Genomic DNA, 22,978 nt, shown 5'->3' with positions numbered 1-22,978 from the left:
TGTTTCACGTGAAACATCAAACCCCCCGAGTCTGTTTTATCAGAAACATCGGGGGGTTTTTTAATAAGCTCAATTATTCATCGAGGTGAAGAAATCCTCATTGGTTTTGGTTTCCTTCAACTTCCCGATCAGGAATTCAATGGCATCGGTGGTGCCCATAGGCTGCAGAATACGCCGCAAAACCCAGGTTTTTGCCAATTGATCCTTGGGGATGATCAGTTCTTCTTTTCGCGTACCGGATTTCAGAATATCGATGGCAGGGAATACGCGCTTATCGGAAACCTTCCGATCAAGGATCAGTTCGCAATTGCCGGTGCCTTTGAATTCTTCAAAAATCACCTCGTCCATCCGCGAGCCTGTTTCCACGAGTGCGGTGGCAATGATCGACAAGGAACCTCCCTCCTCGATATTGCGCGCAGCACCAAAAAACCGCTTCGGCCTTTGCAAAGCATTGGCGTCCACACCCCCCGTCAGCACCTTGCCCGAACTGGGAACCACCGTATTATAAGCCCGCGCAAGACGGGTGATGGAATCGAGAAGGATCACCACATCTTTCTTATGTTCCACCAGCCTTTTGGCTTTTTCAATCACCATTTCCGCAACCTGCACATGGCGCGTGGCCGGTTCATCAAAGGTCGATGACACCACTTCACCCTTCACCGAGCGCTGCATATCGGTCACTTCTTCCGGCCGTTCATCAATTAACAGAACCAACAGATAAATTTCGGGGTGATTGCGGGTAATGGCCTTGGCAATATTTTGCAAAACCATGGTTTTACCCGTGCGCGGCGGCGCCACGATCAGAGCCCTTTGACCTTTACCAATTGGGGTCACAAGATCGATGATGCGTGGGGTCAGATCCTTGATCGTGGGATCCTGAGGATCGAGATTGATCCGTTCATCGGGATAAAGCGGGGTCAGATTATCGAAATTCACCTTATGGCGAATTTTTTCCGGCTCATCGAAATTGATGGTATTGACCTTGAGCAGAGCAAAATACCGTTCCCCATCCTTGGGCGCCCGGATCTGGCCTTCGACCGTATCGCCAGTGCGTAAACCAAAACGCCGGATCTGGCTGGGGCTCACATAAATATCATCGGGACCCGCCAGATAGCTGGCTTCTGGTGATCGCAAAAAGCCAAATCCATCCTGCAGAATTTCGATCACCCCACCGCCTGAAATATCCTCGCCCCGTTCGGCAAGATTTTTCAGAATGGCAAACATCATATCCTGTTTACGCAAAGTGCTGGCATTTTCAATCCCGTGTTCTTCAGCAAGGGCTAAAAGATCACTGGGTGTTTTATTTTTCAGATCCTGAAGATTCATGGGCCGGAACTCTGGATGGACACTGGAAAGGTCTGGGAAGGGGGGATCATCAAGCCGGATAGACAGTGAACCTGATGATAAAGAGGGGAAAAATACAAAAATATGCCGACAGGAAAGACAATCAAAAGGCATATCCGGCAATTTCAAAGACCCTGGAGAAAAAGGGCCCGAAGATGCCATTCAGGAAGGACGCTATCAGCTAGCGCTTTGAAGTCAAGCTAAATCAAAGAAATTCCTTCAGAACGGTTTCACAATCACGAGAATGACAATGATGATAGTACTGATGGTGGGGATTTCATTGATCATCCGATAGAATTTTGAACTGCGGACATTCTCGCCTCGCTCAAAAACCTTGCGCCACCGCGCCAGCATGATGTGCAGCACGGTAAGGCCCACCACAAACAGCAATTTTACATGAAGCCAGGCTTCAGCAAAGCCATAGAAGGCTGCGAGGGATAACCCAAAAATCCAGGTTGCAATCATGGAAGGATTGATGATGATGCGCAGCAATTTCCGCTCGCGCTCGATCCATTTTCGATCTTCATCAGTGCCTTTGATGGCTTCGGCATGATAGGCAAAATAGCGCGGCAACATGAACATGCCCGCCATCCAGAAAATCACCGCAATCAGATGAAGTGCCTTTATCCAAAGATAAAGTGTCATGAAAAAAATCCTGCTTTCGCTTTGGCTATCATTGGGATTGATCGTGCCATTCATGAAGGAACGCGGCAAGCCTTTCCACATGGGCCACCGGCGTATGGGGCACAAAGCCATGGCCTAAATTGAAAATATGCGGGCGCCCTTCCAGGGCTTTCAAAATCCGCGCGGTTTCAATGTCCATCAGATCACCACCCGCCACCACATATTGCGGATCGAGATTCCCCTGCACGGCCATTTTGGCCGGTAAACACTGATCAGCATAGGAAAGCTTCATCCCGCTATCGAGGGAGACCGCATCCACCCCGGTTTTGAGCGCATATTCGCCCAGATAGGGCCCGGCAGCACGGGGAAAGCCGATGATGGGTATGGTTGGCCGCGCCGCCTTCAATCGCGCCACCAGCCGTTGCGTGGGGGCGATGACAAAGCGATCAAAGGCCGGTTCCGGAAGATTACCCGCCCAGCTTTCAAAAATCTGAATCACTTCCGCCCCGGCATCGATCTGCCCCACAAGATAGTGAAAGCTTGCCTCTTCCAAAAGAGAGAGAAGCTGATCAAAGCCTTCGGGATCATGATAGGCCCAGGCCTTGGCGGCAGCCTGTTCATCCCCCCCTCGGCCCGCCACCATATAGCTTGCCACCGTCCATAAGCCGCCGCAAAAACCGATCAGAGTGACAGAAGGGGGCAAAGCCGCCAGCACTTGGCGCACGGTTTGATAAACCGGTGCCGCTCGTTCATCCAAAGCATCAAGGGAAAGTTTGGCAAGATCAGCCCGCGACGTGATGGGATCAAGAACCGGGCCTTCACCTTGTTTGAAAGCGACATCCTGACCCAAAGCATGGGGAACAATCAGAATATCGGAAAAAAGGATCGCCCCATCGGTTTTTAAGCGATGAACGGGTTGAAGCGTCACTTCGGTGGCAAGATCGGGGTTATAGACCAAATCGAGAAAACTTCCCGCCTTGGCTCGCACCGCACGATATTCCGCCAGATAGCGACCAGCCTGACGCATGAACCAGAAAGGGGGCCGGGTGTGACGCTCGCCTTTCAAGACACTGAGAATGGGTTTTTCAATCACGATGGGATCTGCCTGCCTTCTACTACTATCTTAAACTTTATAAGAATCTATAAGATTGAAGTGGTAGTGGTATCCTGTGAAAACCGGGGATCAATCTTTATCCCCACAGTTATCAACAGTTTCTTGGGTAGATTCAACAGATATCAATCCAAAGATTTTTTCTGACCCACAAAGGCATATCCTATGAGATCAGGCCCTATCCCCTGATCAGTTATCCCCTTTATCCGGGGCTGTTGAAAAACAAGGATGGATGCGGGATAAAAAAGTTCACTTGCGGGCATTTGTTCGGCATTCTTGTTGATGAAATTTTTGTTCGATCTTTATCCACAGCTTACTCACCCCTTTTTCTTAGATGAGTGTTGCCCCTTTCATGGAAAAACCCCCGGCTCCTCAGCGTTTTCATCTGCATCTGGTGTCTGATTCAACCGGGGAAACCCTGGAAGCCATGGCCAAGGCGGCTTTGGTTCAATTTGAAGATGCCCGCGCTGAAAAACATATCTGGCCCATGGTGCGCACGGCGCGTCAGATGGAGCGGATTATGGAATTCATCGAAGATCGCCCCGGTCTTGTGATGTACACCCTTGTCAATGAAGACATCCGACGGGAATTAACTCGCCATTGTTCGGCCCTCAATATTCAGCATGTATCGGTTCTGGATCCGGTCATCAGTGCCCTGGGGCAATTTTTGGGGGCGCAATCGCGCGGTCTGCCGGGTCGTCAGCATGAAATGGATCGCGATTATTTTGATCGGATCGATGCACTCCATTTTACCATGGCCCATGATGATGGGCAGATGGCCCATGATCTGCTGGCGGCCGATATTATTCTGGTGGGGGTGTCGCGCACCTCAAAAACGCCGACCAGTATCTATCTGGCAAATAAGGGCTTTAAAACGGCCAATATTCCTTTCGTTCCCAATGCTGTATTGCCGCCCGAGCTTTATGGCCCTTTGAATGCATTGGTGGTGGGGTTGACCGCAAGCCCGGATCGATTGGTACAGGTGCGCACCAATCGCCTGCGATCCATGCGCGAAGCCCCCTCGACATCTTATGTGGATATGGAGGCGGTAAAGCTTGAGGTTCTGGCCTGTCGGCGCTTGTGCAGCGATAATCATTGGCCGGTGATCGATGTCACCCGACGATCCATCGAGGAAACGGCAGCGGCGATTTTAAGGCTGCATTCGGCCCGGGAAGCAAGCTCGCATCAAAAGGAAAAGGAATGAACAAGCCTTTGATCCTTGCTTCAAAAAGCCCGGTGCGGGCAAAGATGTTGCGCGATGCGGGCCTTTTCTTTGAGGTGAAAGCAAGCGCCCTGGATGAACAGCCGATCAAGGATCATTGTCTGGCGCAGGATGAACCCGATCTGCTGGCCATTGCCCCCACTTTAGCCCGGCAAAAGGCGCTGGATATATCTCATGATTGGCCGGGCTCTTATGTGATCGGGGCGGATCAAACCCTGATCCATGATCAAACGCTTTTATCAAAAGCAGCGGATGAAAGCAGCCTGCGCCAACAGCTCCTCTCTTTACGCGGGCAGACCCATCATCTGCATAGCGCGGTGGCCCTGGCTTTTAATGGGGCGATCCTTTGGCAATGGGATCAGCAAGCCGTTTTATGGATGCGGCATTTTTCCGATGCCTTTCTTGATCACTATCTCGCTTTGGGGGGTGAGGCTTTATATCAATCCGTGGGCGGCTATTGTTTGGAGGCGGAAGGCGTGCAGCTTTTTGACCGGATCGAAGGCGATTATTTCTCCATTCTGGGCTTGCCCTTATTGCCGCTTTTGGAATTTTTGCGGACAGAAAAGCTGATTTTGAAATAATGGCTCACCAATCAACAAAACTGGCAGGCGTGATGGGATGGCCGATTGGGCATTCTTTGTCGCCGCATCTGCATCGTTTTTGGCTCGATCGTCATGGTCTTGCGGGGGATTATGTGCCCTTGATGGTGCGGCCGCAAAATCTGGCCTCGGCGATCAAGGGCCTCTATCCACTGGGTTTTTCCGGGGTGAATTTGACGGTTCCCCATAAGGAAGCGGCCATGGCCCTTGTGGATCGGGTCGATCCTCTGGCCCGCCGGATCGGGGCGATCAATTGCATTTCCATCGATGCCAAAGGGCGGCTGGAAGGCCGGAATACGGATGCCTATGGTTTTTTTGCCCATTTGGAGGCAAGCGCGCCGAACTGGCAGGCAAAAGGGGCGCGGGCGCTGGTTTTGGGGGCGGGGGGTGCGGCCCGGGCGATCATTGTAGCTTTGCTTGATGCCGGGCTTGAGCAGGTTTTTGTGGTCAATCGGACGGGGGATCGCGCCCGGGCTTTGGCGGATGATTTGGGGCGCGCCTTTGGCAATGATCGGGTGTGCGCCCAGCCCTGGCAGGATCGCACCATGCTGTTGAAAGAAGTGTCTTTGCTGGTCAACAGCACGGTTCTGGGCATGATGGGCCAGCCGTCATTGTCGATTGAATTGTCATTGATGGCTCCGGGATCGGTGGTTTATGATATTGTTTATAAACCCCTTTTAACCCCCCTTTTGAAAGAGGCCGAGGCCCGGCGGCTTGTGGCGGTGGATGGTTTGGGGATGTTGATCCATCAGGCCGTGCCCGCCTTTCACAGCTTTTTCGGGGTACGGCCGGAAGCCGATGATGACGTGCGCAGCGCCTTATTGAAGGCACTTGAAAGTGCGGGATCATGATCATTCTGGGGCTGACGGGTTCGATTGCCATGGGCAAAAGCGAAGCGGCCAAAATGTTGCGGCGCTTTGGCATTCCGGTTTTTGACAGTGATGCCTGTGTGCATAAGCTGATGGGCCCCGGCGGTGCGGCTTTAGCGGCCATTGCCGAAGCTTTTCCTGAAACCGTGACGGCTTTGGGGGTGGACCGGGCGGCTTTGGGGGTGGCGGTTTTTGGCCATAAGGATCGGCTGGCCCGCCTTGAAGCCATTCTTCATCCCCGGGTTCTGGCCGCCCAATATGATTTTTTGCGTGAAGCCGAGCGCCAAATCGCCGCCAATCCTCATTCCTGCGCCTTGGCCGTTCTTGATATTCCGCTTTTGTTTGAAACCGGTGGGGATCGCCGGGTTGATTTCGTGGCCGTGGTCAGTGCACCTGCGGCCACCCAGCGCCAGCGGGCTTTGGCGCGCCCGCAGATGAGCGCGGAAAAATTGGATGCCATTCTGGCCCAACAGATGCCTGATGCCGAAAAACGTGCCCGAGCCGATTATTGCCTCAATTCCGGGGATGGAAAACGGGTGATGCTCCATGATATTGCTGTGATGCTACGCGATCTTTCAAAGAAAAGCGGATCAAGCTGGCCGTGGTTGATCCATTGATCGATTGCCGGGACATTTGAAGGAGAGAGCGCTGTGCGCGAAGTTGTTTTTGATACGGAAACCACCGGTCTTGATCCGGCTCAGGGCCATCGGCTGGTGCAGATCGGAGCGGTCGAGCTGATCGATTATCTGCCCACTGGCCGCCATTATATGACCCTGATCAATCCCGACCGGCCCATGGACCCCGGTGCCGAAGCCATCCACGGGATCAGCGATGCCATGCTGGCAGGTAAGCCCGGTTTCGATGCCGTGATTGATGATTTCATCGCTTTTGTGGATGAGGATCCGCTGGTGGCGCATAATGCGGAATTCGACATGAAATTCCTCAATGCCGAACTGATCCGGATCGAACGTCCGCCGCTGCCGAAAACCCGCTTCATCGATACCCTTGATATGGCGCGAAAGCGCTTTCCCGGGCAAAAACTCTCCCTTGATGCCTTGTGCAAGCGCTTTGGCATCGATAATTCCATGCGCGAACGCCATGATGCCCTGCTTGATTGCCAGATTCTGGCTCAGGTCTATCTTGAATTGCGGGGCGGTCGGCAGCAGGGCCTGGGGCTGGGGGGGATGATGGCCCCAAGTGATCAGAGCCTTATGACACCGGGCTTTGAAAGCCAATCCGGGCCGCGCAGGGAACCGCGCCCCCATCAGCCTGATGAGGGCGAATTGGAAGCGCATGAGGCCTTTGTCAAAAGCCTTAAAAACCCGATCTGGACCGCATGATGGTCTTTTGATGATCAAAAAAGCCTGCAAGCGCTGAGCTTGCAGGCTGAAGGTTTCGATCAGGCGTTGTCCTTTTTATTTTAGGCGTTGCCTTGGGGCTCACCCAGATCAAGGGTGCCAGGCGCGGCAGACCCGCTTTGCTGGGGCTGGGCTTGCGCAACGGATCCGCGCTGCTGTTGATACAGACCGGCGAAATCGATGGGATCGAGCATCAGGGGTGAATAGCCGCCATCGCGCACGGTGTCGGCAATGATCCGGCGGGCAAAGGGGAACAGAATATGCGGTGCCTGCACCAGCAAAAAGGGCTCGACCATATTTTCCGGCAGATTACGCGCTCCGAAAAGCCCGGCATAAACCAGTTCAACGGCGAAGGCGGTCTCGTCGCCCAGCTTTGAAGTGGCATTGATTTTCAATTCCACCTCGAAAGCCTCGTCACCCATGCGGCGGGCGCCCACATTCACATTCACTTCCATTCCCGGCTTTGGCGCATCGGGATTGGACATGGCTTGAAAGGTTTTCGCGGCATTGGGATTTTCGAAAGAAAGATCTTTCACATATTGCGCCAGAACAGCGGCTGCGGGCGCATTGGTTTGCGAGGCGGCTGTGCCTGAGTTCTGGCCAAAGTTCTGGCCTGAGTTCTGGGTGCCGCCGATGGGTTCATTTTCCGCCATGATCTGACGTTCCTTCACACTGCTGATCAATATTATGATGATAAGGATGCTGAAAAGAACGGGCACCCTGCCCGCGCCAAACAGCGATGGCGATTTCGCTAGCACGAACCGGCCGATCAAACAACCGCCGATCAAACATCAAAAGAGCCCGGCACGCCTCAATTTTGCCTGCTCATGGCTTGATCCATCATGATCGGGGGGGCAGATGCTGATCGGAGGGTTGATCCGATGTCTGATCCGGCGTTTGGTCCTCGGGTGTTTTGCCATTTTCCCAATAGGTGCCTTCGATGATCACATGGTTGCTTTGGGGCCGGGTTCGGCGCAAAATGCCCAGAATGATCCACAGGCGCAAAGGCGGGATCAAAAGCAATGCACCCAGGAAATCGGATAGGAAGCCGGGGATCAAAAGCATCAGCCCGGCCAAGGCGAGAAAAGCCCCATGCATCAGTTCCAAAAGGGGGGCGCGGTTGGCATCAAGCTCGGCGCGGGCCTGTCGGATGGTTTCAAACCCCTGGGCGCGCACGAGCGTCACACCAATCACGGCCGTGGCGATAGTCAGCAAAAGCACTGGAAGAGCACCGATTTCCCCTCCAACGGCAATAAAAACGCTGATTTCAGCGAGTGGTGCGGCTATAAGCGCCAGAAGGAAGAGGAGCGCCATGCTTGTCCTTTCAAAGAGAGAGGCTTATCTATCATAAGATCATGCTTATAGATGTAGGATATGATGCGCCAATGGCAATCAACAATCAGCCTTGGATTTGTCTTTGGTTGCCATCTTGTATAAAAGGCGCTTGGTTCAGTTTCCAGTTCGCGGGATATCGCAATGGGTGAGGGTTTTCAGTTTATCGACATCATTCTTCTGGCAATGGTGGCAGGGTTTATCGCTTTGCGCCTACGCAGTGTTCTTGGCCGCCGCACGGGGGATGAGCCGGATGCCGATGCGCAGCTTCGGGTGGGCCAGACAAAACAGGGCCATCCGGTGGATGGCACGGGGCAGCCCCTTGAATCCCCTTATGGTGAAACCGTGGTGCGGTTGGAAGCCGATCCCGAAGTGCGGAAGGCATTCCGGGCCATGCGTCGGATCAATGGGGATTTTGATCCCGATCATTTTTATCAGGGCGCCAAGGCCGTTTATCCGATGATCCTTGATGCTTTCTGGCAGGGCAATCGCGATGAATTGCGCGGCCTGCTCAGTCCGTCTGTCTATGCCGATTTTGAAGCCGCCATCACCGCCCGGGAACAGGCTGATCACAAGATCGAAGGTCAGGTGATCGATCTGGCGGATGTGAAAATTGTGAAGGCCGAATTGCTCGAAAAGATCGCCACCATCACCATGGAATATGAGGCGGAAATCGTTTCGGTGACCAAAAATGCCGAGGATGAAATCATCGAGGGCAATAGCGCCGATACCGTCACCGTGCATGATATCTGGACATTTGAACGGGATCTGGGCAGCGATGATCCCGCATGGCTTTTGGTTTCCACCAGCAGCGCCTGATGATGCCGAACATACAAGGCCGGGATCGCAGATATGATCGCAGATATGATCAATGGGCGGAAAGGGCTGGGCATTCTTTTGGTCGGCCTGGGGCTCGCCGCTCTTTTGTGGCTTTTGTTTTTTTGGCCCTTTTCCCGACAGACGATCCCCGCCAAGGGGATCGCTTTTGTGCCCGCAGCCTTTGCCGATCTGCCTGGATGGGGCCGCGATGATCTGTCGCCCGCCCTCGCCGCTTTTGTAACGAGTTGCCAGAAAAAGCAGACCCTGCCAGCCGATCGCCCCATCAGCCCCATGGCCATTGGCGGGGTGGTGAGTGATTGGCGGGTGGTTTGTGATCGGGCGATGGCCCTTGATGAAAGCGGTGCGTCATCCGGTCAGGCGGCCTCCTTTGATCGGGCAATCAGGGATTTTTTCGAGCAGTTTTTCACCCCCCTCTCGGTGCGGTTCGATGGATCGGCGCGCGGGCTTTTCACCGGCTATTATGAGCCCCTCATCCGGGCCAGCCGGACCCCCGATGCCCGCTATCAGGTCCCGATCTATCGTCGTCCGCCTGAATTGGTGACGGTTGATCTGGGAGACTTTCGCGACGATCTGGCCGGGCGGCGCATTGCCGGAAAGGTGGAAAACGGGCGCTTGCAGCCCTTCCCAAGCCGCCATGAGATTGCCCAGGGGGCTCTTGCCGGTCGGGGGTTGGAGCTTTTATGGGCCGATGACGGGGTGGATGTCTTTTTCTTGCAGATTCAAGGCTCGGGGCGGGCCCTTCTGCCCGATGGATCGATGATCGCCTTGGGTTATGATGGGCCCAATGGCCATGGCTATACATCTCTGGGTCGCCTGATGGTCGAGCGCAGAATTTTGCACCCCGATCATGTGTCGGCCCCGGCGATTGCCGATTGGCTGCGGGATAATCCGGTGGCGGGGGCGGATTTGATGGCGGAAAATGCCTCCTATATTTTCTTTCGCCGGCTGGATGGCCCCGGTCCTTTGGGGGCGGAAGGGGTGCCCCTCACCCCGGGGCGTAGCCTCGCCGTTGATCGCGCTTATCTGCCTTTGGGGGCGCCCTTGTGGCTGGCTGGTGGCATGCCGGATCGGGAAACGGCGCCGGATGAAGCTCCAAAGCCTTTGGAACGCTTGATGGTGGCTCAGGATACCGGCGGGGCGATCCGGGGGGGCGTGCGTGGCGATGTTTTTTGGGGCTTTGGCGATGAAGCCGCTTATCTGGCGGGGCATATGGCCCATTATGGGCGGCTGTGGTTGTTGCTTCCCACACCTTTGGCCCAGCGTTTGTTTGCACCTGCAGAAAAATCATGAGCAACAAGCCGAAAAATCAAATCGGCGGAAATGATCAAAATCAGGATCAAAAATTGTGGGATCAACTGACCCGCGATGTACGGCCCCTGAAAAACCGGCCTAAAGCCCCACCCCTCCCCAAAAACACCTTTCCCGGCGCGCTTCCGAAATCCCTTTATCGCGAAAGCGCGGTTCATCCGCGTGATTTTGAGGATTCGCTGCCCCTCCCCCTTATGAATCAGCCCGATCCCTCCCCCTCGACAAAGGCGGCGGCGGAGATTCGCAACCAGCTTGATCGCCGCACCCAGCGCCGCCTGGCGCGCGGGCATCAGCCTATCGATAGCCGCATCGATCTCCATGGTCTGACCCAGAAACAGGCGCTGGAGCGGTTGGTTCGCCATGTCATGATGGCCGCAGGGCGCGGGGATCGGGCGGTTTTGGTGATTACCGGCAAAGGTGGGCGGCAAAATCCTCAAACCACTGGCGTACCGGTGGCCCTTCGCCGCCGCGATAGCTTTGATCTGGGCTCGGGTGTGCTGCGCCGGATGGTGCCCTTATGGCTGGAATCGCCGCAGCTTGCCCCTTATGTGCACAGCTATGGCCCGGCCCATGATGGGCATGGCGGCGATGGCGCGCTTTATGTGTTGCTGCGCCGCCCCCGCTGAGGCTTGAAGCCTTTTAAAGCCTAGAGAATGAAGCGCGAAAGATCGGTGTTTTTCGGCAGGTCGCCCAGATGTTTGCGCACATAGGCGGCATCGATGGTCACCAGCGCGCCATTGCGATCCGAGGCATCGAAGCTGATTTCATCCAGCACCCGTTCCAGCACCGTATGCAGCCGCCGGGCGCCGATATTTTCCACCGAAGCGTTCACATCGGCGGAAATTTCGGAAATTTCGGCAATACCATCCGGGGTAAAATCAAGGGTCACACCTTCGGTTTCCATCAAAGCCTTATATTGGCGGATCAGGGATGTTTCCGGTTCGGTGAGGATGCGCTCGAAATCCTTTTTATCAAGGGCTGAAAGCTCCACCCGAATGGGTAGCCGGCCCTGCAGTTCGGGCAAGAGATCCGATGGCTTGGCCAGATGAAAAGCACCCGATGCAATAAACAGAACATGATCCGTTTTCACCGATCCATAGCGGGTGGAAACGGTGGTGCCCTCGATCAGCGGCAGCAGGTCGCGCTGCACGCCTTCGCGGCTGATATCACCGCCGCGGCGATCTTCGCTGGCGCATACCTTGTCGATTTCATCCAGAAACACGATGCCGTTCTGTTCAACGGCTTCGATGGCTTCGCGGGTGATGGCATCATCATCGATCAGCTTGTCGCTTTCTTCAGCGATCAGGGGCTTATGGCAATCGCGTATCGTCACTTTTTTGCGGCTGGTGCGCTGGCCGCCAAAGGCTTTGCCCAGCATATCCTGCAGATTGATCATGCCAAGCTGGGCCCCCGGCATTCCCGGAATATCCATGCTGGGAATCCCGCCTTGGCCGCTATCGGCCAGATCCAGTTCGATTTCCTTGTCATCCAGTTCGCCCTGGCGCAGGCGAACGCGAAAGCTTTGGCGGGTATCGGGGGAGGCGGATTTCCCCACAAGGGCATCGAGCACCCGCTCTTCGGCGGCGAGTTCGGCCTGCGAAGTGACAGTCCGGCGGTGATTTTCGCGTACCATCGTGCGGGCCTGTTCCACCAGATCGCGGATGATCTGTTCCACATCGCGGCCCACATAGCCCACTTCGGTAAATTTGGTGGCTTCCACCTTGATGAAGGGGGCATTGGCAAGGCGCGCCAAACGGCGGGAAATCTCGGTTTTGCCCACGCCGGTGGGGCCAATCATCAGGATATTCTTGGGCAGCACCTCGTCGCGCAGGGTGTCATCAAGCTGCTGACGGCGCCAGCGATTGCGCAGGGCAATGGCCACAGCACGTTTGGCATCATTCTGGCCGATGATATAGCGATCGAGCTCAGAGACAATTTCACGGGGAGAAAAAGAGGTCATGCGGTTTCTAGCTTTTCGATGATGATATTGTCATTGGTATAAACGCAGATGCCAGCCGCCACGGCCATGGATCGGCGGGCGATGTCTTCGGCATCCAGATCCATGTCATAAAGGGCGCGGGCCGCTGAAAGCGCGTAATTGCCGCCCGATCCGATGCCGATCAGGCCATCTTGCGGCTCTAAAACATCGCCGGTGCCGGTCAGCAGCAGGCTCACATCCTTGTCTGCCACCGCCATCAGGGCTTCCAAACGCCGCAAATAGCGATCGGTGCGCCAGTCTTTCGCCAGTTCCACACAGGCCCGGGTAAGCTGGTTGGGATAGCGTTCCAGCTTGGCTTCAAGGCGTTCGAGCAAAGTAAAAGCATCGGCGGTAGCCCCGGCAAAACCCGCAATCACCGCGCCATTGGCCAAAGGTCGCACCTTGCGGGCATTATCCTTCACCATGGTTTGCCCCATGGTCACTTGCCCGTCGCCCGCCATCACCACTGTGCCTGCTTTTCTCACACATAAAATCGTGGTGCCATGCCAGCCGGGAAAATTATCACGTTCTGAGGTCATTCTCTCTCACTTCAGGAAATCGGGTGTTCTGATCGATTGCCCTGCATATATAAAACGGCCGAGCGGGATAGCAAGCCATCTGGCGGGCTTGGCGGGGACGGATCACCCTGCTATAGGCAGGATGGTTCTACGGCACCCATGCTTTTATCAAAAGCACTCAGTTTCAGGATGGCTTTCATGCGCAGCGCCCAGATCGATCGTAAAACCCGGGAAACCGATATTTCCGTCAGCCTTGGCCTTGATGGCGAAGGGCGGTCCACTATCTCGACCGGTATCGGTTTTTACGATCATATGCTTGAGCAACTGGCGCGCCATTCCCTGATGGATATTGATATTCGGGCGGTGGGCGATCTTCATATCGATGCCCATCATACGGTCGAGGATGTGGGCATTGCTTTGGGCGGGGCGCTGAAAAAAGCCCTGGGCGAACGGCGGGGCATCACCCGCTATGGCCATGCCTATGTGCCCATGGATGAAACCCTGAGCCGGGTGGCGGTGGATATTTCGGGGCGGCCCTTTCTGGTGTGGAAAGTGCCCTTCACCCAGGCCCGTTTGGGCGAGATGGATACCGAATTATTCGAGGAATTCGCCCGCGCCTTTGCTTTTGGGGCGGGGATCACCTTGCATGTCGAGGTTCTTTATGGGGTGAATAATCACCATAAGATCGAATCCTGCTTCAAGGGCATGGCCATGGCTTTGCGGATGGCCATTGAAATCGATCCCCGGCGGAAGGATGCCATCCCCTCCACCAAAGGCACGATTGGCGGCTGACCTATGGCGCAAACCCTTGTTGTTATCGATTATGGATCAGGCAATCTGCGTTCGGTCTCGCGGGCGCTACAGCGTGTGGCTCTGGATGCGGGGCTTTCCTGCCAGATCACGGTCACGGGCGATCCGGCGGCGGTGCGCAAGGCCGATCGCATCCTTTTGCCCGGTGTTGGGGCCTTTGGCGATTGCCGGGCCGGGATCGATGCCATTCCCGATATGATGGCGGCGATCGAGCAGGTGGCTTTGCATGATGCCCGGCCTTTTCTGGGCATTTGTGTGGGGATGCAATTGCTGGCCTCGCGTGGGCTGGAGCATGGCGAACATCAGGGTTTTGGCTGGATTCCGGGCACGGTCGAGGCGATCCGCCCCCAAAGCCCCGATCTCAAAATCCCCCATATGGGCTGGAATGCTTTGGAACTGACCGAAGCAGGCGCCGCGCATCCCCTTTTTTCCGGGATTGCATCCGGCGATCATGCTTATTTCGTTCATAGCTATCATCTGGCGCTGCAATCGCCTGAAGCCTGCCTTGCCCGGGTGCATCATGGCATGGCGCTGACCGCGGCGGTGGCCCGGGGAAATGTGGCGGGGGTTCAATTTCATCCTGAAAAAAGCCAATCAACCGGCCTTCGTTTCCTGCGTAATTTTCTGGAGTGGCAGCCATGAAACTCTATCCGGCGATTGATCTGAAAGATGGCAAGGCGGTGCGCCTGCAAAAGGGCGATATGGCTAAAGCCACCATCTTTCATGATGATCCCGCAGCCCAGGCGCTTGATTTTGTCAAAGCGGGGTGCGAATTTTTGCATCTGGTGGATCTGGATGGCGCTTTTTCCGGCCGACCGGAAAATGCCGCAGCGGTGGAAAATATTCTGAAGGCGGTTTCGGTGCCGGTGCAATTGGGCGGCGGTATCCGATCCCTTGAAACCATTGATCGCTGGCTGCAATTGGGGGTGTCGCGGGTTATTCTGGGCACGGCGGCGGTCAAGAACCCGGCCTTGGTGAAGGCGGCCTGCCAGCAGTTTCCGGGCCGTATCCTTGTGGGGATTGATGCCCGCAATGGCTTTGTTGCCACCGAAGGCTGGGCGGAAACATCCGATCTGCCCGCCGCCGATCTTGCCCGGCGATTTGAAGATGTGGGCGTTGAGGCGATCATTTTCACCGATATCGATCGCGATGGCATGATGATGGGGGTGAACTGGCAGGCGGTGGCCGATCTCGCCCGGGCGGTGCGCCTGCCGATCATTGCTTCGGGCGGGGTGCGCGGCATGGATGATATCCGGGCCCTGTGCGCAACGGCGCGGGCCGCAGCCGATGGCATCAAGGGCGGCGAGATGCCGGGCGGAAAGGTCGATGGCGTGGTGATCGGCCGGGCGCTTTATGATGGGGCCGTGGATTTGCGGGCCGCCCTTCAGCTGGTTTCCGCATCATGTTGAAAACGCGGATCATTCCCTGCCTTGATGTGAAGGATGGCCGGGTGGTGAAGGGGGTCAATTTCGTTGATCTTCTGGATGCGGGCGATCCCGTGGAACAGGCCCGCGTTTATGATGCGGCGGGGGCGGATGAGCTGTGTTTTCTGGATATCACCGCGAGCCACGAGCGGCGCGATACTTTGCTTGATGTGGTGGCCCGCACTGCCGAGATGTGTTTCATGCCGCTCACCGTTGGCGGCGGGGTGCGATCCGTGGGGGATGTTCGGAAATTGCTTCTGGCCGGGGCCGATAAGATCGCCATCAACAGCGCGGCGGTGCAATCGCCTGAATTGATTGCCCAATTAGCGGAAAAATTCGGCTCCCAATGTATCACGGTTGCGGTGGATGCCAAATCGGTGGGGCCGGATCGTTGGGAAATCTTCACCCATGGCGGCCGCACGGCCACGGGGATTGATGCCGTGGCATTTGCCTGCCGCGCGGCTTCTTTGGGGGCGGGCGAAATCCTTCTCACCTCGATGGATCGCGATGGCACAAAATCCGGTTTCGATCTTGATTTAACGCGGCGGATTGCCGATGCCGTGCCGGTGCCGGTGATTGCCTCGGGCGGGGTTGGCTCCCTTGATGATCTGGTGGCGGGGGTGCGCGATGGCCATGCCTCGGCGGTGCTGGCGGCCTCGATCTTTCATTTCGGCCATTATACCGTGGGCGAGGCGAAGGCCCATATGGCCCGGGCCGGGATCAATATACGCCAAACGAAAGAGATGATCTGATGACCGATGAGCAACCAACAGCCCCCATTGATTGGGCCGCCCTCAATCGGCTTTATGCCACCCTGATCGCGCGTAAATCCGCCGATCCCGAGCAGAGCTATGTGGCCCGGCTTTATGGCAAGGGCCGCCAGAAAATTGCGCAAAAGCTGGGGGAAGAAGCGGTGGAAACGGCGCTGGCCGGGGTTCTGGATGATCGGGCGGGGATCATTTCGGAATCCGCCGATCTGCTGTTTCATCTGATGGTTTTATGGGCGGATGCAGGGATCGCGCCCGACGATATCATGGCCGAGCTCACCCGCCGCGAAGGGCTTTCGGGTTTGGAAGAAAAAAAGCGCCGAACCCTTTAAAGGCGGCTTTCGATGGCATCCCAGACCAGCCCCGCGATATTGGCATCATCGAAACGGTCGATTTCCTGAATCCCGGTGGGGGATGTCACATTGATTTCAGTGAGCCAATCGCCGATCACATCGATGCCAACAAAAATAAGGCCGCGTTTTTTCAATTCCGGCCCCAAACGATCACAAATTTCCTGATCGCGGCGGCTCAGCACCGCGATTTCAGCACGCCCCCCCACATGGAGATTGGATCGTGCTTCGCCCACTGCCGGCACGCGGTTGAGCGCGCCTGCCACCTCGCCATCCACCAAAATGATGCGCTTATCGCCTTGGCGCACCTGCGGGATATAGCGCTGCACCATGATCGGTTCGCGATAGATGCCGGTGAACAGCTCGATCAAGGCGCCTAAATTTTCATCCCCCGGCTGCAGGCGAAACACCCCGGCCCCGCCATTGCCATAAAGCGGCTTGACGATGATATCCTTATGTTCGGCCCGAAAGGCTGCCACTTCATCCTTGCGCCTTGTGATCAATGTGGGGGGCATCAGATCGGCAAAATGGGTGACAAACAGCTTTTCCGGGGCATCGCGCACCGAAGCCGGATCATTCACCACCAGCGTTTTGGGGTGGATATGTTCCAATATATGGGTAGCGGAAATATAGCCCAGATCAAAAGGCGGGTCCTGGCGCATCAGGATGGTATCGAGATCGGCAAGATCACGCTTTTCAGGGCTTCCGGCAGAGACATGATTGTCCTTTTCGCGCCTGAGGGTGATCGGGCGGCCTATAGCGGTGACATGGCCCTGCTGCCAGCTTAGATCCCCGGGCAGATAATGAAACAGGCTGTGGCCCCGGCGTTCAGCCTCAAGCCCCAGGGCAAAGGTGCTGTCGCCATTGATATCGATTGTCTCGATCGGATCCATCTGCAAGCCAACGGCCAAACCCATCTTTTCTCTCCGTCAAAAAATCATCTATCGTCCGTCATCCGCTGGCCGTCCATCGCGGGCAGCCTCTGGCGCAGCCCTGTATAAGCCGTTGCTGATCAGGGGGAAAGGCCATCCCGGCCTCTTGCCATCATTTTCCCGTGCCCGGCTATGCCGGTTGATGGCCTGATGGGTTTTGGGTCTAGAACTGGCCGGGCTTTGCCCCCTCGAACGCATGGATCAGATGCTTGGGCAGCTTGAAGGGGCGGATGATGATGACATCAAAGCGCAGGGGAAGGTGAGCCTCATGGGGATGGCGCATGATGAAATGAAGGGCCCCGCGCATCAATCGCTGCTGCTGACGGGGCGGCACCGCTTCGAGCCCGCTTGTCAGGGTTTTGCGGGCTTTCACCTCGATGAACACAAGGCTGTTGTGATGCCGGGCGATCAGGTCGATTTCACCCACGGGGCTGCGATAGCGCCGGGCAATGATGCGATAACCCTTCAGCTTCAGATAAAGCGCCGCCAGTCCTTCCGCCCGGCGGCCCAGAATTTCGGCCTTTTTGCGCCCCTTTTTTGCCGGTTTATGATGCGGGGCCAATGTCATTGCGGGTCATTGCGGGTCATCGCTGATCTGGCCTTGCAGGGCCAAAGCCCGTTGATAAATGGTGCGGCGCTTTTCCCCGGTCATCCAGGCGATGGCCGCGGCGGCTTCGCGTACCGATAAATCCTGCAGCGCCCTTTTGATCAGATCATCGATCTGATCGCTTTTGGGCCGTTCGCCTTCCGGCGGGGCGATCACTAAAACGATTTCGCCTTTGATCCGGTGTTCCTGAGCGGCTGTGCTGGCGGCCAGATCGAAAAGGCTGCCCCGGCGGATTTCCTCATAGCTTTTGGTCATCTCGCGGCAGATGGCGGCTTCGCGCCCGGCCCCTAGAATTTCGGCAAAATCCGCAAGGGCGGCGGGCAGGCGGCTTGGGCTTTCATAAAGCACCATGGTGGCATCCACGGATCGATAGGGTTCGACAAATTTTTTGCGGGCCGATGATTTGGGGGGTGAAAAGCCAAGAAACAAAAGCTTGTCGGTGGGCAGGCCACAGGCGGATAAAGCGGTGATGAACGCACAGGCACCGGGAATGGGGATAACCTTGTGCCCGGCGGCGCGGGCATCGGCCACCAGCCGATAACCGGGATCGGAAATCAGCGGCGTTCCGGCATCCGATATCAGGGCCACCCTTTTCCCGGCGGCCAGAGCATCGAGAATTTTGCCCCCGCTCATTTTGGCATTATGGTCATGATAGGATATCAATGGGCGCTTCAAGCCATAATGATTGAGAAGCTTGAGGCTGACCCGGGTATCTTCGCAGGCGATCAGATCGGCGGCTGCCAGAATGGCCAGAGCGCGATGGCTGATATCCCCCAGATTGCCAATCGGGGTGGCCACGATATAAAGCCCGGCGCTGGGGATGGACCCCACGGCAGAGCGGGGCCCAAGGCTGGCCTCATCATCAAAATCAGCCTGTGCCACTTTGTTGCCTTCTGTTTGCGGCTTTTATGATGCAGCGTTAGTCTATATGCCAACCAGTGTTCAAGGGTGAACTCACCATAAAAGCCGGGATGATGTCCATGCGTTTTCTTATCGGCCCCGCGATGATGGGGATGATCATGCTGCTTGCGGGCTGTGCCACGGCACCGCCTTCGGATGGATCGTCTATGGGCGGATCGGGGCGTGCGCCCACCGCACTTTCGGGGGCGGATCGCTCCGGGGCGGATGCTGATCCCCGGGCTCAAGGGCTTTTGGCCCCCGATCAGGGCGAAATCAGGATTGCGCTTCTGCTGCCCCTCAGCGGCCCGGCGGCGGATGTGGGGGCGGCCTTGCGCGATGCGGCGGCTTTGGCCTTGTTTGATGCCTATGATCCCCGCTTGCGGCTTTTGCCTTTCGATACGGCGGGCACGGCGGAAGGGGCGAGGCTTGCTGCACAAAAGGCTGTGGATCAAGGGGTTTCGGTGGTTTTGGGGCCGCTTCTGGCCACATCGGTGCAGGCGGTGGCCCCGCTTTTGCGCCAATCCGATATCCCCTTGCTCGGCTTTTCCAATGATCAGCGGGTGGCTGGCGATGGGGTTTATCTGTTTGGCTTCATGCCCGATCAGGATGTGGAACGGATCGTTTCCTATGCCATCGGGCGCGGGCTTGGCCGCTTGGCCGGATTGATCCCCTCATCGCCTTATGGGGATCGTATTTTGCAGCGCTTTGGCCCCCTTGTGCAGGAAGCGGGGGGGGATCTGGTCTCGCTGATTCGCTATGAGCCGGAAACCGATGCCCTTGATGCGCCGGTGAAAATTCTCGCCCATTATGATCAGCGCCGGGCTGCCTATCTTGCCGAGGTAAAGGCTCTTGAAGCCTTGGGCGATGATCTGTCCAATGAAATTTTGAGGCGGCTCAAAACCAAGGAGGCCTTGGGACCACTCGGCTTTGATGCCCTGCTGATCGCCCAGGGCGATCCTTTATTGCGCTCTTTGGGGCCGCTTTTGCCTTATTATGAGATCGATCCCCAAACGGTTCAGTTTCTGGGCACCGGGCTTTGGGATGAACCTTCATTGGTGCGCGAACCGCCCTTGCGTGGGGCGTGGTTTCCAGCGCCTGAACCCAGCGTGCCCCGGGCTTTTCTGGCGCGCTTTGAAAAGGCTTATGGCCGCCCGGCACCAAGGCTTGCCACATTGGGCTATGATGGCATGGCGCTTTTGGCCACCCTTGCCCGCAATCCCGTGCAAAGCGAACGCTTTGAAGCGGCGGCTTTTGAAGATCGGGCGGGCTTCAGCGGCCTTGATGGGGCTTTCCGCTTTGGTTCGGATGGGATTGTGGAGCGAAATCTGGCGATTTTGGAAATCGGTGCGCGTGATTTCAGGATCATCGATCCCGCCCCGGTGGATTTCCGGGGGCCCAGAATCGGTTTCCATCTCGATCTTGATGGGCAGGGTTCAACCCAGCAGGCGGCCTATGATGGCATTGAGCAATAAGCGGCCTTTTTGACTGGTGCGCAAAGCCTGTGCATCGCATTCCAAAAGCCCCTGTTCGACCAATTCGGCCAGGGCTTTACGGTTGACGATGGTCATCAGGTCGCACCCGGTGTGCTGTTTGAAATGGTGGCGATCAATCCCCTTGGTCAGGCGCAGGCCCATCATCACAGCTTCAGCGGCGCGGCTTTCGGGGTCGATCTCTTCACTTTCAAAGCGGCCATGGCCATGATTTTCCACGGCCAGAAGCCAATCTTCGGGGCGTTTGATCTGGGATGTTGCCTGATAGCGGGGAAGCGGCCCTTTTGGGGCAGTGGGCATCCGGCCATGGGCCCCGGGTCCGATCCCCAGATAGCCCCCGCCCTGCCAATAAATAAGATTATGGCGCGATTCCTCACCGGGTCGGGCATAGTTCGATGTTTCATAAGCATAAAGCCCGGCCTGGGCGGTCAGTTCGGCGGTCAGCTCAAAAAGATCGGCAGCCAGATCTTCATCCGGCAGGTGAAAGTCCCCCCGGGCATGGCGGCGAAAAAAGGCGGTATCCTGCTCGATGGTCAATTGATAGGCCGAAAGGTGCCCCGCCTGATAGCGCAGGGCGCGGGAAAGTTCGTCGCGCCATGATTTAAGGCTTTGTTCGGGGCGGGCATAAATCAGATCGAAGGATATCCGGTCGAAATGATGGCGGGCCACATCCAGCGCCGCCAGGGCTTCATCTTTGGAGTGAAGCCGCCCCAGAAAGGCCAGCGCCTGATCGTCAAGGGCCTGCACCCCCAAAGACACCCGATTGACACCGGCATGGCGATAATCGGCAAAGCGCCCGGCCTCAACACTGGAAGGATTGGCTTCCAGCGTGATTTCCGGCTGCGCATCAAGGGGCCAATGGCCCGCCACCGCATCGATAAGGGCCGCAACAAGGCTCGGTTTCATCAGGGATGGGGTGCCGCCGCCGAAAAAAATGCTGGGTACGCGATAGCCTTGGGTGCGTTCGGCAAACCATGCCAATTCCGCCAGCAGGGCGCGCTGCCAGCGCGGGTGATCTACCTCATCGCGGACATGACTGTTGAAATCGCAATAGGGGCATTTGCGTTCGCAAAAGGGCCAGTGAATATAGATCGCAAGGCGATCTTGCTCTGCGCTGTCGGCACGGGTTTTCAGATCAGGCAGATCGGTCAAAGCAGCGCTCCAGCATCTGGCGAAAGGCATCGGCGCGGTGATTGATGGCGGCCTTGTGGTCGGGGTCCATTTCCCCAAAGCTGAGATCATAGCCATCGGGCACGAAGATCGGATCATAGCCAAAACCGCGTGTGCCCCGGGGCGGAAAACACAAATGGCCATCGATCCGGCCTTCCACGCTTTCCCTATGGCCATCGGGCCAGGCCAATGAAAGGGCGCAGATGAAATGGGCGGTGCTGTCGGCCCCATCCAGCTTTTCGGCGATCAGGTTCATGGCGTGGCCGAAATCCTTTTCCGGCCCTGCCCAGCGCGCCGAATAAATGCCGGGGGCGCCAAGAAGCCCATGCACCACCAGCCCGGAATCATCGGATAAAGCGGGCAGATCACTGGCTTTGGCGGCGGCCAGTGCCTTTAATTCGGCATTGGCGATAAAGCTTGTGCCGGTTTCTTCGGGTTCATCAAGGCCCAGATCGCCCGCCGCTAAAACGGTGATCCCCAAAGGCGCCAGCAACAGCTTGATTTCGCGCACCTTGCCGGCATTGTGGCTGGCCAGCACAAGGCGATCACCGGAAAAACGCCGGGCGGTCATTATTTCAGGCCCAGAACACGTTTTTGTTCAGCAACAATCCGATCACAGCCGATCCGCGCCAGCCGCAAAAGCCGCAGGAACTGTTCTTCGGAAAAAGGTGTTGCTTCGGCAGTGCCTTGAATTTCCACAATCCCGCCCGATGCCGTGAGCACGAAATTGGCATCGGTTTCGGCAGCACTGTCTTCATCATAATCCAGATCAAGGATCGGGTTGTTTTGATAGATCCCGCAGGAAATGGCGGCCACCGGCTCGCGGATCGGCAGAGTATCGATCAGCCCGGCATCGCGCATATAGCGCAGGCAATCCACCAAAGCCACAAAGCTGCCTGAAATGGCGGCGGTGCGGGTGCCCCCATCGGCCTGGATCACATCGCAATCGATGCGGATCTGGCGTTCGCCCAAACCTTCAAGCTCGGTAATGGCGCGCAAGGAGCGGCCGATCAGCCGCTGGATTTCCTGGGTCCGCCCCGATTGTTTGCCGCGGGCCGCTTCGCGATCCATGCGGCTATGGGTGGAGCGGGGCAACATGCCATATTCGGCCGTTACCCAGCCCTTGCCGGTATCGCGCAGGAAGGGCGGCGGGCGGCTTTCAAGGCTTGCCGTACATAAAACATGGGTATCCCCGAATTTGACGAGGCATGAACCTTCGGCATGTTTGGAAAATCCGCGCTGAAGGCTCAAGGGGCGCATTTCGTCAAGGGCTCGGCCGGATGGTCGCATGGGGGTCTCTCCAGATCCTGAAAGCCACGGCACCCGATCCCATTTGGGGGATCATGATGCGCCTATGCGCCAAAGCACAGGCAGGGCCAGATCACAGCCTTCTAACCCTTGCAGCGAACCGCCGTCCAGCCCCCC

27 protein-coding genes are annotated in these 22,978 nt (G+C 56.7%); 14 read left to right on the top strand and 13 right to left on the bottom strand.

Annotation, left to right across the window (positions count from 1 at the left end):
• Positions 1-69: 69 nt before the first annotated feature.
• The 3 genes from rho to hemE form a co-directional block, all read right to left on the bottom strand.
• On the bottom strand, positions 70-1,326 hold the full coding sequence (gene rho, locus QK300_RS00480) for a transcription termination factor Rho (protein WP_281299935.1): 1,257 nt from the start codon (positions 1,324-1,326) through the stop codon (positions 70-72).
• Positions 1,327-1,563: 237 nt separating this feature from the next.
• Positions 1,564-1,989 carry a protoporphyrinogen oxidase HemJ gene (gene hemJ, locus QK300_RS00475; protein WP_281299936.1) on the bottom strand — a complete coding sequence of 142 codons (426 nt, stop codon included), beginning with the start codon at positions 1,987-1,989 and terminating at the stop codon, positions 1,564-1,566.
• A gap of 28 nt (positions 1,990-2,017) precedes the next feature.
• Positions 2,018-3,058 (bottom strand): uroporphyrinogen decarboxylase, encoded by a 1,041-nt coding sequence (gene hemE, locus QK300_RS00470; protein ID WP_348651796.1) that lies wholly within the window; start codon positions 3,056-3,058, stop codon positions 2,018-2,020.
• A gap of 373 nt (positions 3,059-3,431) precedes the next feature.
• Between hemE and QK300_RS00465 the strand changes: the two genes are divergently transcribed.
• From QK300_RS00465 to dnaQ, 5 genes are read left to right on the top strand one after another with little or no spacing between them, the layout of a single operon-like run.
• Positions 3,432-4,283 (top strand): pyruvate, water dikinase regulatory protein, encoded by an 852-nt coding sequence (locus QK300_RS00465; protein ID WP_281299938.1) that lies wholly within the window; start codon positions 3,432-3,434, stop codon positions 4,281-4,283.
• Positions 4,280-4,882 carry a Maf family protein gene (locus QK300_RS00460; protein ID WP_281299939.1) on the top strand — a complete coding sequence of 201 codons (603 nt, stop codon included), beginning with the start codon at positions 4,280-4,282 and terminating at the stop codon, positions 4,880-4,882. The genes QK300_RS00465 and QK300_RS00460 overlap by 4 nt, the downstream gene beginning before the upstream one ends.
• Complete coding sequence (locus tag QK300_RS00455; protein ID WP_281299940.1) at positions 4,882-5,751, top strand: shikimate dehydrogenase; 870 nt, start codon at positions 4,882-4,884, stop codon at positions 5,749-5,751. The genes QK300_RS00460 and QK300_RS00455 overlap by 1 nt, the downstream gene beginning before the upstream one ends.
• Positions 5,748-6,386 carry a dephospho-CoA kinase gene (gene coaE, locus QK300_RS00450; RefSeq protein WP_281299941.1) on the top strand — a complete coding sequence of 213 codons (639 nt, stop codon included), beginning with the start codon at positions 5,748-5,750 and terminating at the stop codon, positions 6,384-6,386. The genes QK300_RS00455 and coaE overlap by 4 nt, the downstream gene beginning before the upstream one ends.
• A gap of 33 nt (positions 6,387-6,419) precedes the next feature.
• Complete coding sequence (dnaQ, locus tag QK300_RS00445) at positions 6,420-7,109, top strand: DNA polymerase III subunit epsilon (RefSeq protein WP_281299942.1); 690 nt, start codon at positions 6,420-6,422, stop codon at positions 7,107-7,109.
• Between the two features lie 80 nt (positions 7,110-7,189).
• Here the strand turns inward: dnaQ and secB are convergent, their stop codons facing one another.
• Both secB and QK300_RS00435 read right to left on the bottom strand, forming a co-directional pair.
• Positions 7,190-7,780 carry a protein-export chaperone SecB gene (gene secB, locus QK300_RS00440; protein WP_281299943.1) on the bottom strand — a complete coding sequence of 197 codons (591 nt, stop codon included), beginning with the start codon at positions 7,778-7,780 and terminating at the stop codon, positions 7,190-7,192.
• A gap of 187 nt (positions 7,781-7,967) precedes the next feature.
• Positions 7,968-8,441, bottom strand: coding sequence for an FxsA family protein (locus QK300_RS00435; protein ID WP_281299944.1), 474 nt, complete (start codon positions 8,439-8,441; stop codon positions 7,968-7,970).
• A 162-nt stretch (positions 8,442-8,603) separates the two neighbouring features.
• Here QK300_RS00435 and QK300_RS00430 point away from each other — a divergent pair, with 162 nt between their 5' ends.
• From QK300_RS00430 to QK300_RS00420, 3 genes are read left to right on the top strand one after another with little or no spacing between them, the layout of a single operon-like run.
• Entirely contained in the window at positions 8,604-9,278 is a 675-nt protein-coding gene (locus tag QK300_RS00430; RefSeq protein ID WP_281299945.1) for a Tim44/TimA family putative adaptor protein, read from the top strand.
• 33 nt (positions 9,279-9,311) lie between these two features.
• Positions 9,312-10,589 carry an MltA domain-containing protein gene (locus QK300_RS00425; RefSeq protein ID WP_281299946.1) on the top strand — a complete coding sequence of 426 codons (1,278 nt, stop codon included), beginning with the start codon at positions 9,312-9,314 and terminating at the stop codon, positions 10,587-10,589.
• 53 nt (positions 10,590-10,642) lie between these two features.
• Positions 10,643-11,233, top strand: a complete 591-nt coding sequence (locus QK300_RS00420) for a Smr/MutS family protein (RefSeq protein ID WP_281302250.1) — start codon at positions 10,643-10,645, stop codon at positions 11,231-11,233.
• Positions 11,234-11,253: 20 nt separating this feature from the next.
• On the opposite strand, the gene hslU is transcribed toward QK300_RS00420, so the two are convergent.
• Complete coding sequence (gene hslU / locus QK300_RS00415) at positions 11,254-12,567, bottom strand: ATP-dependent protease ATPase subunit HslU (protein ID WP_281299948.1); 1,314 nt, start codon at positions 12,565-12,567, stop codon at positions 11,254-11,256.
• Positions 12,564-13,124: an ATP-dependent protease subunit HslV gene (hslV, locus tag QK300_RS00410; protein WP_281299949.1), complete on the bottom strand. Its 561-nt coding sequence runs from the start codon at positions 13,122-13,124 to the stop codon at positions 12,564-12,566. Before hslV ends, hslU begins: the two co-directional genes overlap by 4 nt.
• A 177-nt stretch (positions 13,125-13,301) precedes the next feature.
• On the opposite strand from hslV, the gene hisB reads away from it, so the two are divergent.
• The 5 genes from hisB to QK300_RS00385 are packed head-to-tail and all read left to right on the top strand — an operon-like array spanning position 13,302 to position 16,436.
• Positions 13,302-13,895, top strand: a complete 594-nt coding sequence (gene hisB / locus QK300_RS00405; RefSeq protein ID WP_281299950.1) for an imidazoleglycerol-phosphate dehydratase HisB — start codon at positions 13,302-13,304, stop codon at positions 13,893-13,895.
• A 3-nt stretch (positions 13,896-13,898) separates the two neighbouring features.
• Positions 13,899-14,555, top strand: a complete 657-nt coding sequence (gene hisH, locus QK300_RS00400; protein WP_281299951.1) for an imidazole glycerol phosphate synthase subunit HisH — start codon at positions 13,899-13,901, stop codon at positions 14,553-14,555.
• Positions 14,552-15,322 (top strand): 1-(5-phosphoribosyl)-5-[(5-phosphoribosylamino)methylideneamino]imidazole-4-carboxamide isomerase, encoded by a 771-nt coding sequence (gene hisA / locus QK300_RS00395; RefSeq protein WP_281299952.1) that lies wholly within the window; start codon positions 14,552-14,554, stop codon positions 15,320-15,322. The genes hisH and hisA overlap by 4 nt, the downstream gene beginning before the upstream one ends.
• On the top strand, positions 15,316-16,089 hold the full coding sequence (gene hisF, locus QK300_RS00390; RefSeq protein ID WP_281299953.1) for an imidazole glycerol phosphate synthase subunit HisF: 774 nt from the start codon (positions 15,316-15,318) through the stop codon (positions 16,087-16,089). Before hisA ends, hisF begins: the two co-directional genes overlap by 7 nt.
• Positions 16,089-16,436: a phosphoribosyl-ATP diphosphatase gene (locus QK300_RS00385; RefSeq protein WP_281299954.1), complete on the top strand. Its 348-nt coding sequence runs from the start codon at positions 16,089-16,091 to the stop codon at positions 16,434-16,436. The genes hisF and QK300_RS00385 overlap by 1 nt, the downstream gene beginning before the upstream one ends.
• On the opposite strand, the gene gshB is transcribed toward QK300_RS00385, so the two are convergent.
• The 3 genes from gshB to rsmI form a co-directional block, all read right to left on the bottom strand.
• Positions 16,433-17,371 (bottom strand): glutathione synthase, encoded by a 939-nt coding sequence (gene gshB / locus QK300_RS00380; RefSeq protein ID WP_281299955.1) that lies wholly within the window; start codon positions 17,369-17,371, stop codon positions 16,433-16,435. The genes QK300_RS00385 and gshB overlap by 4 nt on opposite strands.
• A 178-nt stretch (positions 17,372-17,549) precedes the next feature.
• Positions 17,550-17,954 carry a YraN family protein gene (locus tag QK300_RS00375; RefSeq protein WP_281299956.1) on the bottom strand — a complete coding sequence of 135 codons (405 nt, stop codon included), beginning with the start codon at positions 17,952-17,954 and terminating at the stop codon, positions 17,550-17,552.
• 6 nt (positions 17,955-17,960) lie between these two features.
• Entirely contained in the window at positions 17,961-18,875 is a 915-nt protein-coding gene (gene rsmI, locus QK300_RS00370; protein WP_281299957.1) for a 16S rRNA (cytidine(1402)-2'-O)-methyltransferase, read from the bottom strand.
• Between the two features lie 98 nt (positions 18,876-18,973).
• Here rsmI and QK300_RS00365 point away from each other — a divergent pair, with 98 nt between their 5' ends.
• Positions 18,974-20,365 (top strand): penicillin-binding protein activator, encoded by a 1,392-nt coding sequence (locus tag QK300_RS00365; protein ID WP_281299958.1) that lies wholly within the window; start codon positions 18,974-18,976, stop codon positions 20,363-20,365.
• Here QK300_RS00365 and hemW read toward each other — a convergent pair.
• The 3 genes from hemW to rph are packed head-to-tail and all read right to left on the bottom strand — an operon-like array spanning position 20,327 to position 22,843.
• A complete protein-coding gene (gene hemW / locus QK300_RS00360) occupies positions 20,327-21,535 on the bottom strand; it encodes a radical SAM family heme chaperone HemW (RefSeq protein WP_281299959.1) in 1,209 nt (402 codons plus the stop codon). The two genes, QK300_RS00365 and hemW, sit on opposite strands and share 39 nt — an antisense overlap.
• The gene (rdgB, locus tag QK300_RS00355) at positions 21,519-22,124 is read right to left on the bottom strand and encodes an RdgB/HAM1 family non-canonical purine NTP pyrophosphatase (protein WP_281299960.1); all 606 of its coding nucleotides are present in this window, start codon (positions 22,122-22,124) and stop codon (positions 21,519-21,521) included. Before rdgB ends, hemW begins: the two co-directional genes overlap by 17 nt.
• Complete coding sequence (rph, locus tag QK300_RS00350; protein WP_281299961.1) at positions 22,124-22,843, bottom strand: ribonuclease PH; 720 nt, start codon at positions 22,841-22,843, stop codon at positions 22,124-22,126. The genes rdgB and rph overlap by 1 nt, the downstream gene beginning before the upstream one ends.
• Positions 22,844-22,978: the final 135 nt, after the last annotated feature.

The organism is Iodidimonas sp. MBR-22, from assembly GCF_029946565.1.
Taxonomy (GTDB): Bacteria; Pseudomonadota; Alphaproteobacteria; order Sphingomonadales; family Rhodothalassiaceae; genus Iodidimonas; species Iodidimonas nitroreducens.
Note: the sequence above shows the minus strand (reverse complement) of the source record. Positions and strands in the feature narration are given on the sequence as shown.

Excerpts from the sequence above, each read along its gene's own strand:
- rho (WP_281299935.1), bottom strand. The coding sequence starts at position 1,326 with ATGAATCTTCAGGATCTGAAAAATAAAACACCCAGTGATCTTTTAGCC.
- hemJ (WP_281299936.1), bottom strand. The coding sequence starts at position 1,989 with ATGACACTTTATCTTTGGATAAAGGCACTTCATCTGATTGCGGTGATT.
- QK300_RS00465 (WP_281299938.1), top strand. The coding sequence starts at position 3,432 with ATGGAAAAACCCCCGGCTCCTCAGCGTTTTCATCTGCATCTGGTGTCT.
- QK300_RS00460 (WP_281299939.1), top strand. The coding sequence starts at position 4,280 with ATGAACAAGCCTTTGATCCTTGCTTCAAAAAGCCCGGTGCGGGCAAAG.
- QK300_RS00455 (WP_281299940.1), top strand. The coding sequence starts at position 4,882 with ATGGCTCACCAATCAACAAAACTGGCAGGCGTGATGGGATGGCCGATT.
- coaE (WP_281299941.1), top strand. The coding sequence starts at position 5,748 with ATGATCATTCTGGGGCTGACGGGTTCGATTGCCATGGGCAAAAGCGAA.
- secB (WP_281299943.1), bottom strand. The coding sequence starts at position 7,780 with ATGGCGGAAAATGAACCCATCGGCGGCACCCAGAACTCAGGCCAGAAC.
- QK300_RS00435 (WP_281299944.1), bottom strand. The coding sequence starts at position 8,441 with ATGGCGCTCCTCTTCCTTCTGGCGCTTATAGCCGCACCACTCGCTGAA.
- QK300_RS00430 (WP_281299945.1), top strand. The coding sequence starts at position 8,604 with ATGGGTGAGGGTTTTCAGTTTATCGACATCATTCTTCTGGCAATGGTG.
- QK300_RS00425 (WP_281299946.1), top strand. The coding sequence starts at position 9,312 with ATGATCGCAGATATGATCAATGGGCGGAAAGGGCTGGGCATTCTTTTG.
- hslU (WP_281299948.1), bottom strand. The coding sequence starts at position 12,567 with ATGACCTCTTTTTCTCCCCGTGAAATTGTCTCTGAGCTCGATCGCTAT.
- hslV (WP_281299949.1), bottom strand. The coding sequence starts at position 13,124 with ATGACCTCAGAACGTGATAATTTTCCCGGCTGGCATGGCACCACGATT.
- hisB (WP_281299950.1), top strand. The coding sequence starts at position 13,302 with ATGCGCAGCGCCCAGATCGATCGTAAAACCCGGGAAACCGATATTTCC.
- hisH (WP_281299951.1), top strand. The coding sequence starts at position 13,899 with ATGGCGCAAACCCTTGTTGTTATCGATTATGGATCAGGCAATCTGCGT.
- hisA (WP_281299952.1), top strand. The coding sequence starts at position 14,552 with ATGAAACTCTATCCGGCGATTGATCTGAAAGATGGCAAGGCGGTGCGC.
- hisF (WP_281299953.1), top strand. The coding sequence starts at position 15,316 with ATGTTGAAAACGCGGATCATTCCCTGCCTTGATGTGAAGGATGGCCGG.
- QK300_RS00385 (WP_281299954.1), top strand. The coding sequence starts at position 16,089 with ATGACCGATGAGCAACCAACAGCCCCCATTGATTGGGCCGCCCTCAAT.
- gshB (WP_281299955.1), bottom strand. The coding sequence starts at position 17,371 with ATGGGTTTGGCCGTTGGCTTGCAGATGGATCCGATCGAGACAATCGAT.
- QK300_RS00375 (WP_281299956.1), bottom strand. The coding sequence starts at position 17,954 with ATGACATTGGCCCCGCATCATAAACCGGCAAAAAAGGGGCGCAAAAAG.
- QK300_RS00365 (WP_281299958.1), top strand. The coding sequence starts at position 18,974 with ATGCGTTTTCTTATCGGCCCCGCGATGATGGGGATGATCATGCTGCTT.
- rdgB (WP_281299960.1), bottom strand. The coding sequence starts at position 22,124 with ATGACCGCCCGGCGTTTTTCCGGTGATCGCCTTGTGCTGGCCAGCCAC.
- rph (WP_281299961.1), bottom strand. The coding sequence starts at position 22,843 with ATGCGACCATCCGGCCGAGCCCTTGACGAAATGCGCCCCTTGAGCCTT.